The sequence below is a fragment of the Synechococcus sp. KORDI-49 genome (assembly GCF_000737575.1).
Lineage (GTDB): Bacteria > Cyanobacteriota > Cyanobacteriia > PCC-6307 > Cyanobiaceae > Parasynechococcus.
The window spans coordinates 1,481,308-1,496,873 of the sequence record NZ_CP006270.1 but is presented as its reverse complement, the minus strand read 5'-3'; the positions used below and the strand labels follow the sequence as shown (position 1 = coordinate 1,496,873).

General features: G+C 62.7%; 18 protein-coding genes and 1 tRNA gene. 6 read left to right on the top strand and 13 right to left on the bottom strand.

Going from position 1 to position 15,566, the window contains the following annotated elements; genetic code table 11:
- The 3 genes from KR49_RS07680 to gcvT all read right to left on the bottom strand — a co-directional run bounded on the left by KR49_RS07680 (position 1) and on the right by gcvT (position 4,202).
- Positions 1–1,134, bottom strand: coding sequence for an RpoD/SigA family RNA polymerase sigma factor (locus tag KR49_RS07680; protein ID WP_043693694.1), 1,134 nt, complete (start codon positions 1,132–1,134; stop codon positions 1–3).
- Between the two features lie 85 nt (positions 1,135–1,219).
- Complete coding sequence (gene aspS / locus KR49_RS07675; protein ID WP_043693691.1) at positions 1,220–3,049, bottom strand: aspartate--tRNA ligase; 1,830 nt, start codon at positions 3,047–3,049, stop codon at positions 1,220–1,222.
- A gap of 49 nt (positions 3,050–3,098) precedes the next feature.
- The gene (gcvT, locus tag KR49_RS07670) at positions 3,099–4,202 is read right to left on the bottom strand and encodes a glycine cleavage system aminomethyltransferase GcvT (RefSeq protein ID WP_043693688.1); all 1,104 of its coding nucleotides are present in this window, start codon (positions 4,200–4,202) and stop codon (positions 3,099–3,101) included.
- A 137-nt stretch (positions 4,203–4,339) separates the two neighbouring features.
- Between gcvT and KR49_RS13325 the strand changes: the two genes are divergently transcribed.
- Both KR49_RS13325 and KR49_RS07660 read left to right on the top strand, forming a co-directional pair.
- Positions 4,340–4,555, top strand: a complete 216-nt coding sequence (locus KR49_RS13325) for a hypothetical protein (RefSeq protein WP_253912865.1) — start codon at positions 4,340–4,342, stop codon at positions 4,553–4,555.
- Between the two features lie 99 nt (positions 4,556–4,654).
- On the top strand, positions 4,655–5,053 hold the full coding sequence (locus KR49_RS07660) for a cyclic nucleotide-binding domain-containing protein (protein ID WP_043693681.1): 399 nt from the start codon (positions 4,655–4,657) through the stop codon (positions 5,051–5,053).
- Here KR49_RS07660 and speB read toward each other — a convergent pair.
- Together speB and speE are read right to left on the bottom strand one after the other, a co-directional pair.
- A complete protein-coding gene (gene speB / locus KR49_RS07655) occupies positions 5,047–5,925 on the bottom strand; it encodes an agmatinase (RefSeq protein ID WP_043693678.1) in 879 nt (292 codons plus the stop codon). The genes KR49_RS07660 and speB overlap by 7 nt on opposite strands.
- Positions 5,918–6,763 carry a polyamine aminopropyltransferase gene (gene speE, locus KR49_RS07650; protein WP_043693676.1) on the bottom strand — a complete coding sequence of 282 codons (846 nt, stop codon included), beginning with the start codon at positions 6,761–6,763 and terminating at the stop codon, positions 5,918–5,920. Before speE ends, speB begins: the two co-directional genes overlap by 8 nt.
- Positions 6,764–6,828: 65 nt before the next feature.
- Between speE and arfB the strand changes: the two genes are divergently transcribed.
- Both arfB and KR49_RS07640 read left to right on the top strand, forming a co-directional pair.
- Complete coding sequence (gene arfB / locus KR49_RS07645; protein WP_043693672.1) at positions 6,829–7,263, top strand: alternative ribosome rescue aminoacyl-tRNA hydrolase ArfB; 435 nt, start codon at positions 6,829–6,831, stop codon at positions 7,261–7,263.
- A 13-nt stretch (positions 7,264–7,276) separates the two neighbouring features.
- Complete coding sequence (locus KR49_RS07640) at positions 7,277–8,017, top strand: dienelactone hydrolase family protein (protein WP_043693669.1); 741 nt, start codon at positions 7,277–7,279, stop codon at positions 8,015–8,017.
- Here the strand turns inward: KR49_RS07640 and mazG are convergent.
- Positions 7,977–8,789 (bottom strand): nucleoside triphosphate pyrophosphohydrolase, encoded by an 813-nt coding sequence (mazG, locus tag KR49_RS07635; RefSeq protein ID WP_043693666.1) that lies wholly within the window; start codon positions 8,787–8,789, stop codon positions 7,977–7,979. The genes KR49_RS07640 and mazG overlap by 41 nt on opposite strands.
- Before the next feature lie 30 nt (positions 8,790–8,819).
- Entirely contained in the window at positions 8,820–9,302 is a 483-nt protein-coding gene (locus tag KR49_RS07630; protein ID WP_043693664.1) for a metal-binding protein, read from the bottom strand.
- Between the two features lie 58 nt (positions 9,303–9,360).
- Between KR49_RS07630 and KR49_RS07625 the strand changes: the two genes are divergently transcribed.
- Positions 9,361–9,432, top strand: a tRNA-Val gene (locus KR49_RS07625).
- A 525-nt stretch (positions 9,433–9,957) separates the two neighbouring features.
- Positions 9,958–10,260, top strand: a complete 303-nt coding sequence (locus KR49_RS07620; protein ID WP_156957158.1) for a hypothetical protein — start codon at positions 9,958–9,960, stop codon at positions 10,258–10,260.
- Between the two features lie 413 nt (positions 10,261–10,673).
- Here the strand turns inward: KR49_RS07620 and KR49_RS07615 are convergent, their stop codons facing one another.
- From KR49_RS07615 to KR49_RS07590, 6 genes are all read right to left on the bottom strand, one after another.
- Positions 10,674–11,015: a hypothetical protein gene (locus KR49_RS07615; RefSeq protein WP_156957157.1), complete on the bottom strand. Its 342-nt coding sequence runs from the start codon at positions 11,013–11,015 to the stop codon at positions 10,674–10,676.
- A gap of 214 nt (positions 11,016–11,229) precedes the next feature.
- Positions 11,230–11,466, bottom strand: a complete 237-nt coding sequence (locus tag KR49_RS07610) for a chlorophyll a/b-binding protein (protein ID WP_043693656.1) — start codon at positions 11,464–11,466, stop codon at positions 11,230–11,232.
- 67 nt (positions 11,467–11,533) lie between these two features.
- Positions 11,534–12,268, bottom strand: a complete 735-nt coding sequence (locus tag KR49_RS07605) for an MBL fold metallo-hydrolase (protein WP_043693652.1) — start codon at positions 12,266–12,268, stop codon at positions 11,534–11,536.
- Positions 12,265–12,672, bottom strand: a complete 408-nt coding sequence (locus KR49_RS07600) for a transcriptional repressor (protein ID WP_043693650.1) — start codon at positions 12,670–12,672, stop codon at positions 12,265–12,267. Before KR49_RS07600 ends, KR49_RS07605 begins: the two co-directional genes overlap by 4 nt.
- 4 nt (positions 12,673–12,676) lie before the next feature.
- A complete protein-coding gene (locus KR49_RS07595; RefSeq protein WP_043693648.1) occupies positions 12,677–14,671 on the bottom strand; it encodes a 4Fe-4S binding protein in 1,995 nt (664 codons plus the stop codon).
- On the bottom strand, positions 14,661–15,566 hold the full coding sequence (locus tag KR49_RS07590) for an oxidoreductase (RefSeq protein WP_043693645.1): 906 nt from the start codon (positions 15,564–15,566) through the stop codon (positions 14,661–14,663). The genes KR49_RS07595 and KR49_RS07590 overlap by 11 nt, the downstream gene beginning before the upstream one ends.

Here is a 15,566-nt window from a genome sequence, read left to right as displayed (position 1 = left end):
TCAGGAATCCAAGCCCTGGATGTAATCGCGAACCTTGCTGCGGCGCTGGGGCTGCCTCAGTTTCAGCAGGGCACGGGTTTCGATCTGGCGCACTCTCTCCCTGGAGAGTTTGAGCTGCTCCCCGATCTGGGCCAGGGTCTGGGGCGTGTCGTCCTCCAGTCCGAAGCGTCGACGCAGCACAGCGGCCTCCCGGCTGGTGAGTTCATCCAGCAGGTGCTCCAGGTCGTTGTGCAGTTCATCGTGGGTGAGGGTCTGTTCCGGAGTGGCCTTGCCGTCTTCGATGAGATCCCCCAGTTGCGTGTCCTGATCGCGACCGACACGGGTGTCGAGTGAGACCGATCGGGGCACCCGCGCCAGGGTCTGCCGCACGGTGTCTTCCGAGAGACCCAGTTCACGGGCCAGATCGGAGATTGAGGCAATCCTCCCCTCGTTGCTGGCGATTTCCTGCTGTACCCGTTTGATGCGGTTCAATTTCTCGGTGACGTGCACCGGCAGTCGGATGGTGCGGCTCTGGGTCGCGATCGCCCGGGTGATGCCCTGACGGATCCACCAGTAGGCATAGGTGCTGAAGCGGAAGCCACGGGTGGGATCAAACTTTTCCACCGCCCGTTCCAGGCCGAGGGTGCCTTCCTGCACCAGATCCAGCAGTTCCATGCCCCGTTGTTGATATTTCTTGGCGACGGCCACCACCAGGCGAAGATTGGCCTGGATCATGTGGTCCTTGGCCCGTCTCCCCTCACGCAGTGCCGTTCTGAGCGTTTTCGGCTCCAGAGAGGCCTGCTGCGCCCAGGCGGAATAGCCGGTCTCGAGCCTGTTCTGCAGTTCCTGAAGACTGATCCCTGCGGCCCTGGCCCACTCCTGTCGAGTCGGCCAGTGGCTGTGTTGATTCGCTTCGCGTCGCTGCAGTTCCTCCAGGCGATGCAGCTCGCTGATGGCGGGATCGTGCTCGGCAAGATCCTTCTGCTGGTGCAGCAGCGTTTCACGCTGTTGCACCAGGCGCGCCAGGGTCACCTCCTCCTCATTGGTCAGCAGATCAACGCGGCCGATGTCCTGCAGGTACAGCCGCAGCAGATCCGTCGTGCTGCGGCTGCGGCGTTCACGGGTTTCCCCTGTCCGTCGGGGTTGGCGGGGCAACAGCGCAAAGCAGAGGTATCCGACTTCACTGTTCCCTCTGGATTCTTCCGGTGCGAGAAAAGCGCCGAATCCCTTCGGGATCTGCTCAGGCTTCTGTGTCGGGATCCACCCAGGTGCTGGCGACGTGCAGCTCCTCCAGCTGCTTGTCGGCCACGCCGCCGGGGGCGCTGGTCATCAGGCAACGGGCCTGTTGGGTCTTGGGGAAGGCGATGGTGTCGCGGATCGATTCCTCACCGGCCAGCAGCATCACCATGCGGTCCACTCCGAAGGCCAGGCCGCCGTGAGGTGGGGCGCCCACATCGAGAGCATCCATCAGGAAGCCGAACTGCTCCTGGGCTGCCTCCAAGGGCAGACCGACGGTCTGCAGCACCTGGCGCTGCAAGGCGGAGTCGTGGATGCGCAGGGAGCCACCGCCCAGTTCCAGACCATTGAGCACCAGGTCGTAGGCCTGGGCACGGGCTGAGGGCAGAGTGCTTGCCCATTGGGTCGGATCACTGCCGAGATCCTGGATGTTCGGTGCGCAGAAGGGGTGGTGCAGCGCTTCGTAGCGGTTTTCGTCGCTGTTGAATTCGAACATCGGGAAGTCCACCACCCAGAGGAAGTTCCACTGGTCGTTGTCGCGCTCGGCCTTGACCATCCCCAGCTCCTTGGCCAGGTACTGGCGCACGCGGTCGAGCGCCTTGTTCACCATGGCGGTGTCTCCGGCTCCGAACAGCAGCAGCGTTCCGGGTTCCGCGCCAGTGCGGCTGAGCAGCTCCTGCTTCTGCTCGTCGCTGAGGTTGTCCTTGATGGCGCCGATGGTGTCGATCTCGCCGCCATCCCGCACGCGGATGAAGGCCAGGCCACCGGCTCCGGCTTTCTGGGCTTCGCTGAACACGTCGCCGCCGGGCTTGATCCGCACATTGGAGAGGGCGTCGTTGCCGCCGGGGACGGCGATGCATTTCACCGATCCACCGGATTGGACGGCACCGCTGAACACCTTGAAGCCCATGTCCTTGACGATGTCGCTCACGTTGGTGAGCTCCATGCCGTAACGGGTGTCGGGTCGGTCGGTGCCGTAGCGCTCCATGGCGTCATGCCAGGTCATGCGCGGGAATGGCCTCGGCAGTTCGATGCCCTTCACACCCTTCCAGATGGAGCAGATCAGGGATTCGTTCAGCTCCAGGATCTGCTCCTGGTCCATGAAGCTCATCTCGATGTCCAGCTGGGTGAATTCCGGCTGGCGATCGGCGCGCAGGTCTTCGTCGCGGAAGCAGCGAGCCACCTGGTAGTACCGCTCGATGCCGCCCACCATCAGCAGCTGCTTGAACAGCTGGGGTGACTGGGGCAGAGCGAACCATTCGCCACCGCAGACGCGGCTGGGCAGCACGTAATCGCGGGCGCCTTCCGGGGTGGAGCGTGTGAGCACCGGGGTTTCCACCTCAATGAAGCCCTCGCTCTCGAGAAAGCGGCGGGCCGCCTGGATCGTCTGGGCCCGCAGACGCAGGTTGTCGTTCATGCGCTTGCGGCGCAGATCCAGGTAGCGATGGCGCAGCCGCAACTCCTCGCGGGTGTTTTCCTCGTCGTGCACCGACACCGGAAAAGGCAGATTGCCCTTCACGCTGTTCAGCACGGTGATGCCGCTGGCCAGCACCTCCACGGCACCGGTGGCCAGCTTGTCGTTCAGGGATTCCGCTGGTCGGGCCCGCACCTTGCCGTTCACTTGCAGCACGGTTTCGCTGCGCAGGTGTTCCGCAACGGCAAAAGCCTCGGCCCCGAGGTCAGGGTCCACTGTGATCTGGACGGTGCCGCTGCGATCGCGCAGATCGATGAAGATCACCCCGCCGTGGTCTCGACGCCGGTCCACCCAGCCGCAGAGCTGCACAGCGTCGTCGATGTTCTGCTCGCGCAGGTCGCCGCAACCGTTGCTGCGCATGGGGTGTCTCAGATGGTGACAGGCGAGTTTCCCATAGCTCAGGCCCGCCTCAGGCCCGTCGATAGAAGGGCCGTTTGACAACGGTGGCGGGTTGGGCCTTGCCGCGGATCTCAACGCTCAGTTCGGTGCCGACTTTGGCCAGCGCCGGTGGCACCGAGGCCAGGGCGATGGGCTCCTCAAGGGTCGGAGACCAGGTTCCGCTGGTGACGATGCCGATGTGTTCGCCGTTGTGCAGCACTGGGTAGTCATGGCGGGCGATGGCGCGTCCCTGCAGTTTCAGCCCCACCAGTCGTCGGGACGGGCCGACTTCGGCAGCCCGTTCCAGCGCCTGCCGGCCCACGAAGTCCGCAGGCATTTCGAGGTGCACCAGCCATCCCAGCCCTGCTTCGAAGGGGGTGGTGTCAGCGTCCATGTCCTGCCCGTAGAGATGCATGGCTGCTTCGAGGCGCAAGGTGTCCCGTGCTCCCAGTCCGCAGGGAGTGACGCCCTCCTCCAGCAGCTGTTTCCAGAACTTCGGCCCGTCGGCGGCGCTGAGCAGCAGCTCCGCGCCGTCCTCACCGGTGTACCCCGTCCGGGCCGTGAACACCGGTTGACTCAGCCCTTCAAGGGTTAGGTCTCGGTGCCCGAAGCGGGGAAGCCCACTCAGATCGCTGCCACTGAGACGTTCCAGCAGGGGGATGGCCTGCGGACCCTGGAGGGCCAGCAGCACACCGTCAGCCTTGCTGTCGGTGACCGTCAGTCCAGCCGGTTCCATCCGTTCACGGATCCAGGCGGTGTCGTTGTCGGCGCAGGCCGCGTTGATCACCAGAACAAGTGAGCCGCGATCAGCATCCAGGGCACCGCGGTCGTAGACGATCAGATCGTCGCGGATGCCTCCGCGGTCGTTGAGCAGCACCGTGTAGCAGGCTTCACCCGGGCCGATGCGGTGAAGGTCGGTTGGGACGAGCTGTTGCAGAGCATCCTTGGGCTTCGGGCCCTCCAGTCGCAGGACGCCCATGTGGGAGATGTCGAACATCCCCATCCGTTCACGGACAGCTTTGTGTTCCTGAATCAATCCGCTGAACTGCACCGGCATCTCCCATCCGGCAAAGGGGACCATGCGGCCACCGCCCTCGCGGCAGAGGTCGTGGAGCGGGGTACGCAGGAGTGCCATGGCCCATCAGTGGCGACGCGCAATCTTATGGACCGCTTCAGCAGTTGGAAGTGAAACCGGAAATTCGTGTGCTGACTTCGTCCATTTTCTGAACCGTCCTTACCCTGAGCTTTCATTCAGGGGATCTCCCCGTGTCCATGCGGCTCTGTTGCCGAACCTGTCAGCACTGCTCCGGTGGAGGAGCGGCTGCTGCCGGTTGGTGCCGCTTGCGCCGTCTGGAGGTTCACGCTGAGGTGGCTGATCTGGTGGTCTGTCACCACTGGACGCCAAGGTCGCCGGAGCTGCCCAGGATCGGCGCCGCCGTTGTCCAGGAGATGGACCATCAGCTGGAACTTGACCGGGCCTTGGCTTGAGGCCGACTCAAGAAACCGAACCAATTTGCACATGTGTGCTCCTGCTCACCTTGTAAAAGCAGAGATGATCAGAAGATGATTGTTTGGATTTGATTGGACTTGAGTGCTTCCGGCACCAAAGCGACGCCGCTCGAGCTGATGGAGGAGCACCCTGAGGGGGACCGCCTCACCCTTCCGACCGGTGCGTTGGTGTTTCGGAGGGGAGAGCCGGTTCAGGCGATCCACGTCGTTCAGAGAGGCCTCGTGGAGCTCAGCAGTGGCCCTCGCAATCGCATGCGTTACGGGCCTGGTGAACTCTTCTTCTACGAAGATCTCGTTGCGGCCACCGAATATCACAGTCGTGATGCAAGGGCACTGACTCCGCTGGCGCTGATCCGATTGAATCGGACCGGTTTTCTGACCTTGATTCATCGGCATCCCACCCTCGTGCTCGATCTGCTGCTGAAGCAGCACCAGCGGCTGCGGCAGCAGCGCAGCCAGGCGCGGCACTTCTATTGACGGTTTCCGAGCAGCAGCAGCAGGCTGCGGGTGACCTTGGCGGCCAAGACAGCGCTGATCCCACTGGTGTCGAGCTGCGGAGCGAGTTCCACCACATCGGCCGCCACCAGCTGATGGTGTTGCAGGATCTCGATCACGGCGGCGAAGTCCCGCCAGTGGAAGCCTCCGGGTTCCGGTGTGCCTGTGCCGGGTAGGACCGCTGGATCAAACCAGTCCAGATCCACCGTGAGATAGATCGGTTTCCCTTGCAGTGGTGTCAGGGCTTGCCGCAACGCTTCTGCATCCGTGATCCGACGACCGCTGGCCTTCAGTTCCTGGAACTCTTCTCGGGTGCCGCTGCGGATCGCCAGTTGCAACAGCTGTCCGCTGGGCAGCACGTCCAGACAGCGACGCATGGCACAGGCATGGCTGTGCCGTGTCCCCAGCCAGCTGTCGCGCAGGTCAGCGTGGGCGTCGAGCTGCACCAGCACCAGATCGGGGTGCCGTTCCGCCACGGCGGCCACAGCGCCGGAGCTGATCGAGTGTTCTCCACCGAGCATCAAGGGCCGTAGTCCCTGGGTCAGAACCGTGGCTGTGGCCTGACGAACCAGCTCCAGCACCGGCTCGGGGGCTCCGAAGGGGATCTCCACGGCTCCCAGATCGGCGAAGCTCAGATCCTCCAGGTCCCGATCCAGCTGGGGGCAGTAGGTCTCCAGTCCCTGGCTCACCTCACGGATGGCTGCTGGTCCGAAGCGGGTTCCAGGACGGAAGGAGGTGGTGCCGTCATAGGGCACCCCGAAGAGCCCAACCTGGCAGCCGGAGGGATCGCGTTTCGCTGCCATGAAAATGGTGCCGCTCCTGTCGAACAAGGGCGGCTTGTCCGGATCAGCCATGGTTGATCTCCCGATCGATGAATGCGGGGACGGCCTGGAAGGCCCCTTGCTGCCAGCGGGGACTCCAGATCTCGCAGTCGGAGGTCACGACGGCTGCCCGCTGGCTGTCGCTGTGGAGATACCGGGGGCCATCCTTGGCTGCGAAGGTCCAGCTCCACCATCCGCTGGGGTACATCGGCACCCAGCCGTACATCGGATCCGCGTGGCCGAACACCTCCCGGATCAGTTGCACCATGGCGACATGCACCTCTCGGAAGGCTTCCGGTGATTCACTCTGGGTGCCGAACACGCCGCCAGGTCTGAGAATGCGTCGGCACTGCTCGAAGAAGCCCCGGTTGAACAGGCCTTCTGCCGGGCCGGCGGGGTCGGATCCATCCACCAGCACAACGTCATAACTGCTGTCCGGGGCGTCTGCAGCCCACGCAATGCCATCCCCCACGGTGAGATGCAGGCGGGGGTCGCTCCAGGCGGATCCGCCAAGCGATGGCAGATGGGTCCGGCACAGATTCACAACTTCGCCGTCGATCTCCACCATGTCCAGATGCTGCACGCCCTGATGGCGCAGACACTCCCGGGCGGTGCCGCCATCTCCGCCGCCGATCACCAGCACGCGCTCGATCGCCTCGGCGCCGCAGAGGGCCGGATGGACCAGAGCTTCGTGATAGTGACGTTCCTGCCTCTCGGCCGTCATCCAGCAGCCATCCAGCAGCAATGCATTGCCGTAGCGCTCACTGCGGATCAGGGTGATCCGTTGGAACGGACTGGTTTTCTCCACCAGCACCTCACCGGCGAGTCCGTAACGGACCTGCCGATGTTCCTCATCAACCCAAACGGGCATGGTGATCCGACCTCCGACTGTTTCCAGCTAACTCCGCAGCCGGGGGAAGATGCCAGCGTGAATGCATGGTGCAGGATCTCGTCGTCAACAAGCGCCTGGTGATCCCTGCCGGGGAGTTGCAATGGCGTTTCTCAAGGGCTTCAGGGCCCGGCGGACAGGGCGTGAACACCACGGATTCCAGGGTGGAGCTGCTCCTTGATCTGGAGGCCTGCTCGGTGCTCGGTCCCATCCGTCGGGCACGGTTGCTGGAGAGGCTGGGGTCAAGGCTGTCCGATGGTTGTCTGCGTGTCGTGGCCGCTGAGGAGCGGTCCCAGTGGCAGAACCGCCAAGCCGCCATGGCTCGGCTGTCGCATCTCCTGCGGGAGGGCCTCAAGCCCCCTCCTCCGTCGCGGAAGGCCACGCGTCCAGGTCGGGGTGCTGTGAAGCGGCGTCTGGAGGCCAAGAAAAAGCGCGGTGATCTCAAGCGGCAACGTCGCAACAAGCCAACACTTGAGGAGTGATCCACCGCCATCCATGCGGATCGAGCAGCAGACCATCGGGTTGACCGTTGATGACAGCCTGATGAGGATCCACGTGGCCCGGCCCGTGGCGCCTGGACCCTGGCCCGGCATTCTCTTCTATTCGGACATCTATCAGCTCGGGGACCCGATCCTGCGGCTGGCCAACCGGTTGGCGGGGTATGGCTTCGTGGTGGCTGCACCGGAGATTTTTCACCGGGTTGAGCCTGTGGGCACCGTGATTGAACCCGATGCAGTCGGGCGTCTGCGTGGCAATGACGCCGCACGCCGCACGGAGGTCAGCGCTTACGACACCGATGCCCATGCTGTTTTGCAATGGTTGGAGCTGGATGAGGCCGTGGATGCCGCTCGCCTTGGGGCAATCGGTTTCTGCATCGGCGGTCATCTTGCGTTCCGGGCGGCTCTACGCCCGCAGATCAAGGCCACGGCCTGCATCTATCCGACAGGCCTTCAGAACGGTGGGCTCGGCCGTGGCGTCGCCGATTCACTGCAGCGGGTCGGGGAGATTCAGGGAGCGCTTCTGACGGTGTTCGGGTCCGAAGATCCTCACGTTCCCGGAGAAGCTCGTGAGCAGATCCTCAGTGCTCTGGTTGAACTCCGGCACGAGACGGTGCTGTTTGACGCCAATCACACGTTTCTCAGGGATGACGGTTGGCGCTGGGATCCGCCACTGGCGGATCAGGCCTGGGCAACAGTCACGGCGTTTCTGCAGCGGGAGCTGACTGCTCAGCTTTGATCTGGGCCTTGGCCTGTTGCCAGAGAGTTTCCAGCTCAACGATGCTGCGGCCCTGAAGATCGCCGTCCAGGGCGGCTTCAACCCGGGAAAAGCGATCCAGGAAGCGCCGGTTGGTGCCGGCCAGCCCTTCCTCCGGTTCGATGCCACACCATCGGGCCACATTCACCAGGGTGAACAGCAGGTCACCGAGTTCCTCCTGGGCATGGCCCCGATCGCCGCTCGCCACCGCTTCCTTGAGCTCATCGAGCTCCTCGTGCACCTTCTCCCAGACCCCGTCGATGCTGTCCCATTCGAAGCCCGCCTTGGCGGCCTGCTTCGAAATGGTCATGCTCGCGGCGAGAGCGGGCAGTGCGCGCACTTTCCCGGCGAGACGATCGCTCAGGGGGCTGTTGGAGCATCCGTGGATGTCCGCCTGTTCAGCCGCCTTGATCTCCTCCCAGCTGCGGAGGTCGCCACCGAAGACGTGCGGATGACGGCGGATCAGCTTGTCGGTGATGCCCCGAGCCACCGTGTCGAGGTTGAAGCGCTTCTCCTCACTGGCGATGCGGGCGTGAAGCACCACCTGCAGCAGCAGGTCACCGAGCTCTTCATTGATGTGGTCGTCATCGCCGTGGCGGATGGCGTCCGCCACCTCATGGGCCTCTTCCAGCAGGTATGGCACCAGGGATGCATGGGTCTGGGCCAGATCCCATGGACAGCCGCTGACGGGATCCCGCAGCCTGGCCACCACATCGATCAGCTCCTGCAGGGCCTCGGAGCGGGTGGCAGCCATGGTGCTGGGTTCGCTTGCGCGCCCACCCTCTCACCGGCGGTGCTGCCCGCGCCATTCCGATGGCCAGGGGTCACCGTCGAGGAGCAGATGCAGCCAGACGCTCGCCTCCAGGCTCAGCAGCAAGGCCAGAGCTGGTGCGGGATGACGACGGATTCCCTGCAACAGCGCCTGGGGCAGTTCGGCGATGGATCGGCCGGGCAGCAGCGCTATCACCAGTCCTGCCCAGCCAAGCAACACCAGCAGGCGCAGCAGCGTGCCGATCACCGGACCGTGGGACCAGAACGACCGATGAGGCAAGAGGGTGCGGTAGGGCCACCAAAGCCACTGCAGGGCTCCCCAGCGACGAAGCGCCAGTGATCGGGTGTCAAGGTCCGGTGAAAGCCAAAGCCCCCCGATCAGAAAGGAGGCTGCCGCGATCAGTCCCGCCTGCCAGCCCAGAACCAGTGCGACCACGAGGCCCCATGGCAGGCTCCAGAGAGCTGTGGCGCGATCGTGATTCCGGCCTGAGGCCATCACGGGGTTCAGGCAGTGCTGGGATCAGCGTGCCGTGTTCAGGCAGAATCAGCAGCGAGGGCGATTAGCTCAGCGGTAGAGCACCTGCCTTACAAGCAGATTGTCACTGGTTCGATCCCGGTATCGCCCATTGGTCCATTCAGGTACGTCACTCCGGTTGATCTCCGTGTGTTCATGCCACAGGTGGAACGCAAGAGGTTGTGTCGGGAGATCGATCAGCACAATCAAACTGCCCTGCCTTTCCCTTTCGGGTTTTGTATAGCTTTCAGCCTGCCATTGTTCTTGGGGAGGCATCAGGCTTCCCGACAAATACTCAGATGGTGATGGCTGAGGTCATCTCCATCGTTTGAAGCACTGGGTGTTGAAACGGTTCTGGGAAACTGAAGTCATCGGATGAATCGTGATTGTGAGGCTGAGTATTGTTCGAATCCACTTTTGCAGGAACCACAAGCAATTCACTCCCCCAGTCGAGCTAAAGATGCTGAGAATTGTCTGAAAGTTTTTGCCTGAATCGTTACTTATATCGGGCATCACGATCACTTTGGCCAAGGAGTCACCGGCTGTCACTCACTGCCTTTCCCCGTTGTGCTCGCCGCGAGCTTGCTCGGTTTGGGCGGGATGGCTATAAGAAATTGTCCCGCCTGGCTTGCGCTTCGTGAAAATCTCGCAATCCATTGGAATTCAGTTGCAAAAACGGAAGGAACTGCTCTACAACCTCGGCGCGATTTCCTCCTATACGTCGATGCTGATATTTCTTTGGCATGGCATCGTCATCCTGTCGTCCAAACAGCAGCCAAAGCACACACTTGTTTTGTATGCCGCGTCTACATTATTTTCAATTCTTGTGATGGCTCCCTACAAGTGGGATAAAAAGTGGATGCGCATTAAAACGTCGATTGGCATGGCTGTGTTCGGCCTTTCGTTGCTGATCTATTTGTTCTGTTTCTGGGCGTACTGATTTTTTCTGCCACGGGAATCTTCGCGATGATCGATTGGCATCATTTCGGATTCAATAACGGAAGCTCGGCCGTGTCGTTCTGTAAGCATGGCCAAAAGTTGCCTGATTCCACCCTTGATCGGCTCGAACATGTCCGTGTCCTGATGCGGCGGATGGCATGAAGGTTCCGAAGTTCCCGGTGCTGCTGTGCCGATAGTTGTAGCCACCGCCGTAATGAGGCGTCGAAAAATAACTGTGATTCTGAGCGACGGCGGGAGTTGCGCTCAGAAGGGAAGCAACGACACAGGAGGCCAATGCGCGAATCATGGATTTCCATTCAGTCTGGTTCACTTCACTGTGATCAACTCTTTTCACCCATGGGTGAGCATTGCCTGAGAGGTATTTTGGAATTGCCTGGTTAGAAGATGATGGTTTCAGCGAATGCTGATGTTGTATTGCGTCATGTTGCTGATTAAATTCTTGAGTTGATGGCGGGTGATGGAGGTCTGTCTGATCATGTGCTCACGATTTTCGATGGGTGCCATACCCTCAAGTTTTTCAAGAATTTTGCTCATCACCATGCAGCTCTGAATCACGTCTCGCTGGGCTTTGTTGAAATCTATTGTTCCGTTTTGGCTTAACTCTTCACGCAGTGATTGTCTGGCCGACTCGATCAATTCGCTGGTATGGCGTTGTCGATGGAGCGATCTCAGCTGTTGAGGTGAAGCGGATGTAGGAATGGAACTGGTGCCCTGAGATCCTTCAGGAATTTGCATGTTGACTGCTTCTCTTTCCATTCAGCCTTCCATGGCCGCGATCTCTGGAAAGAAGCAGCAGCTCAGTGCTGCATGAGAATTTGATGAAGCCCAACGCTCGTTGACTGTTCAAAGTCACACGGTCAGATCCTCTGAAGTTGAGTCACCGCTGTCGCAGCCTGTGAAAAGGCGCTGCAGCGATGACTTGCCTCTGTTCGCTAGAGGCTCGAAAGGATCAGAAGCAGAAGGGAAGGAACTGGGTACGGCAGGCTGCATAGCCGTCAATCAGAGCGCCGAGGCCGATCTGGTGAGCGATCCCGGCGCCGGTGAGACCTTCGGTGAGGATTCCGATCACGATTCCGAGCATGGCCGCGCGTCCGTTGAAGAGCTCAGCACGCTTGAGCTGTTCAAGATGAATGTCGCGGGCAGCAGTGGACTGAAACCACGTCTCGTTGGCTTGGTTGGACTGCATGACCGTTACGCGATTGATACAAAATGTAACGCGTTTGTTTCGATTTGTCTCCTGCCCGCTTCTCCGCTCAGCGAAGCTGATACCTCTCGCCAGGGCTGGAATTCAGCCAGCGGGTCTCGGCGGGCAGGCATGTCGCTGTTTCTGCAGCCGATCCGGCCATCTGCAGCAGGCCGCTGAGCGCTCCTTCGAAGCGAACATCGCCTCCTGATGTGCTGGCGAGGACGGTTCGAGGCTGGAAGCGTTTCACCAGCTCCGGCACGACGGTGCAGCCTTTGACGAAGGCCCCTGCCAGCGGCAGTCCGAGATCCACCATCGGTGTGATCACGGCATCCAGGGGTTGCGGCGGAAGATTGGGATCCAGGAAGCCGTGTGGCTCCAGATACAGCTGGCCATCGGGATGGTGCAGGAGATAGCCGTTCTCCACCTGCGGGACAGGCGCGCCGGCAGTGGCGCGAATGGTCAGCTGTTGATGTTGGCTGCTTTCGCCAGGCTTGAGCTCCGTCACCGCGTGGAAGCCGAGTGACTTCACCACACGGGCAGCAGCAGCCGAGCCGACCACCGGCAGATCTCTGGGCAGCAGGCGCAGCGTTGCTGGGTGGGCATGATCGGCCAGTCCCTGGGTGAGCAGCAGCAGATCGAGGTCACCAGGAATCGGCTGTTCTGTTCCGAGTTCCCCCCGGAGAAACCAAGGCCCTGGCGGGAAGCTCAGCATGCCCCGCAGCCATGGATCCACCAGGATCCGCAGCGAGCCCACCTCGAGCAGCCAGCCGTTCGCTCCCAGATAGGTGGCAGCGAGGGTCATGACGGCAGCTGCTGCCGATCCCGGCAGCGTTGACAGAGGCCGAAGAATTCAAGCGTGTGAAACAGCAGTTCAAAATCCTTCTGTGTGTCCTGGGGCACGCTCAGGCCATGGATCGGGCAGTGATCAAGCGGTCGTGTTTCTCCGCAGTCCACGCAGGTGAGGTGGTGCCGGTCCTGTTCCACCGGGGCATACAGCGCCTCGCCGGTCGGCAGATGGCGACAGCGCACCATCCCCTTCTGCTGCAGCTGTCTCAGGTTGCGGTACACCGTGGCCAGACCCATGGCTGAGGGGCCACCAGCCAGGCTGCGGTGCAGCTGCTGCCCGCTCATTTCGTCACCGCAGTCCCTGAGGGCGGCGAGCAAGGCTCTCTGACGGGTGCTTGGGGCGGGCAGGGTGTCCGTCATCCGATCAATGCGCCACCAGCCAGCGTCCGCCGACGCTAATCAAGAGAAGCCCAGCCATGCCGATCCGCCAGTTCCGGTCGAAGGATCGCATCAGCCGCTGCGACAGCGCCACTGCTCCGGCCCATCCGATCACCACCACAAGGGTCTGTGCAAATCCGATCACATGCGGGTCCGCCTGCCATTGCGGCCAGCCTTCAGGCAGCAGCGTGCCGCCTTCACCCATGCCGAGGGGCAGATGGCGCGCCAGCAGCAGCGACCAGAGCAATGGCAGGCCGGCGTACAGCCAGCGGCGGTCGAGCCAGAGTCCCGCCATGGCGGGCAGGGCGAGCGCCAGCACAGCGATGCTCAGCCGTGGAAGCAGAGCTCCCTCCTGAAGTGAGTCAGGAGTCAAGGGCAGCCAGCCGAGCAGTCGCTGCCAGTGATGCAGGCAGATGCCGCCGGCCAGCACGAGGATCAGACCTCGCTCCCCATCAGGGGGCTGCATGCGCGGCTGAAGGTCCGCGGCAGGTGGTCGCAGCCGCAGCTGCACGGAACGGTTCGGGCAAGCCTGTGCGCAGGTCAGACACAGCACGCAGTTGCGGTTGTCACTGAGGTGAGCCGGGTGCGTGCCCAGAGGACAGCCCTGGCTGGCCAGCCCTTCGCCGTCCGCAGGCCCCCCCTTGAAACAGGCGTAGCTGCTGCAGCTGCCTCCGCAGGTGCCCGCTTCAGCCCGCAGTTCCAGGATCGAGAGTTTGGCGAACAGGCCGTTCATGCCGCCCACGGGGCAGAGATGCCGGCACCAGAAGCGCTTTTCAAACACCAGGGAACCCAGCACGGCACCGGCGGTGATCAGCAGCAGCAGACAACTACTCAGCCAGGCCGTGTCCTCCAGATTCCACACCTCCTCCCACACCAGGATCGCGGCGAATCCCGCCGCCAGCAGCGGAGCGGCCCAGCGATCACTGTCGCCATGGGGCCAGACCCGCTTGCGCCAGGGAGTCAGGCGCTGAGCGATCTCACCCCAGACCATGAAGGGGCAGACGGCACACCAGAGACGACCCACCAGCGGGTAGGTCAGCAGGATCAGCGGCCACCACCAGGCCCAGAACAGGATCAGAACCGGATTCTCAGCGCGGTTCTGGGGGCCGAGCCAGAGCGCCAGATTGGCCGCCACGAACAACCAGCTCACCAGGCCGAACAACAGACCGTTCCAAAGAGAGGGGGAACGCATCCATTCGCGCAGTTGCGGTTTCCAGCGCCAGAGGTCAAAACGAAGCCTCCGTTCCCGCTGGTTCGTCCAGAACACGGCTTCCGGCAACACCGTCGGCGGTGCTGCGGCGCTGGTCTGCCCCACCTGACTGTCCTGATGGGCCTGGCGCAGGGCCCGATCCACCAGATGTTCCAGTTCGCGGATGTTGTTTGGAAAGTCGTGGTTCTGCAGGCGACGCACGATCGAGTCCGGCAGCTGCGGTGCTCGGCTCCAGCCGCGATTCGTGCTCTGCAGCCGCAGCTGGTACCGCAGCCAGTCCCCCAGGTCGGAGCGGCGCACCCGCAGAGGAGGCACCCTGATGGGGATCACGATGGCATCGAGGCATGGGACGGGGCTCTCACTGGTGAACATCACCCGCCCTTGAAATCCCGGCTCCTGACCGCGGGCCAGGGCCACCAGCCGCTGCTGCAGAGATGGTTCCATCCGATCGATGCCACTCACCAGAAGGCTGTTCTCACCCAGATGGTCGAGAAGCTGGCGACCACTTCCCTGCAGATCCGCCGTGTCCAGGCGCAGCAGCAGCCGACGGCGCTCCCCGGAGCCGAAATGGATGAGAGCTGCGAGATTGTCCTTCTCGAGACCAGGTTCACCACTGATCAGCACGGGCCGGCGATCAGCGTCACGGGCAGCCTCCAGCACGGCGGTGCGCAGACGCTGGGCATAGCGACTGGATCCCACCACCCCTCGGCGCGCCCGCCCCAGTACGTAGGGAGCGAGCCGTTGGAAGTCCGTGCCGGAGTCAGGCACCAATCAGCTGTTCGCTCAGGTTCCAGAGGCGTTCGCGTTCCACTGGATTGTTGGCGGTCGGGGCGACGCGACAGCGGCTGGGGTGGCCTCGAAGGCCACCGAGCTGGTTCGGTCCGTAGTGCTCTCCGCCCTGGGCCGAAGGGGCAGTGGCGGCATGCAGCTGGGGCAGGGCTCCCATGGCAGCGCTCTGGAACAGGGGATCCATCAGTCGGTAGACCAGGGCTTCGGCTCCGTTGCCGCCACTGGCGATGGCGGTGGGTTGCAGCTGGGTCCGAGCCAAACCGGGGTGGGCAGCCAGGGAGCGGATGGTGCTGCTGCGCTGACGCAAGCGGGAGTCCAGCTCCAGAGCGAACATCACGTTGGCCAGTTTGCTCTGGCCATAGGCGCCATAGCGCTCATAGCGTTGTTCCCAGTTCGGATCATCCCAGTGGATCCGTCCGAAGTACTGGGCCCCCGACGTGACGGTCACCACGCGGGCATCCGGACGGTTCTCCATCAGGGGCAGCAGCGCTTGGGTGAGGGCCTGGTGCCCCAGGTGATTCACGCCGAACTGAAGTTCATGACCTTGAACGGTGGTGCGGCGAGGGGGCGCCATCACCCCGGCATTGTTGATGAGCAGATCGAGATGGCCGTAGCGATCGCGAACGCTTTCGGCAGCGCGTTGCACGCTGCTCAGGTCGGCCAGGTCAAGCTCCAGCAGCTCCAGTCGGCTGAGCCCCTGATCCTGCAGCTGTTGCTGTGCTGCTTCGGCTTTCCTGCTTGAGCGACAGGCCAGAATCACGGTTGCCTGACGGGCGGCGAGTGCCTGGATGGTTGCCAACCCGAGGCCACTGTTCGCGCCGGTGACCAGGGCAAGGCGACCCTCCTGCGAGGGGATGTCCTCAGCGGTCCATGCCAC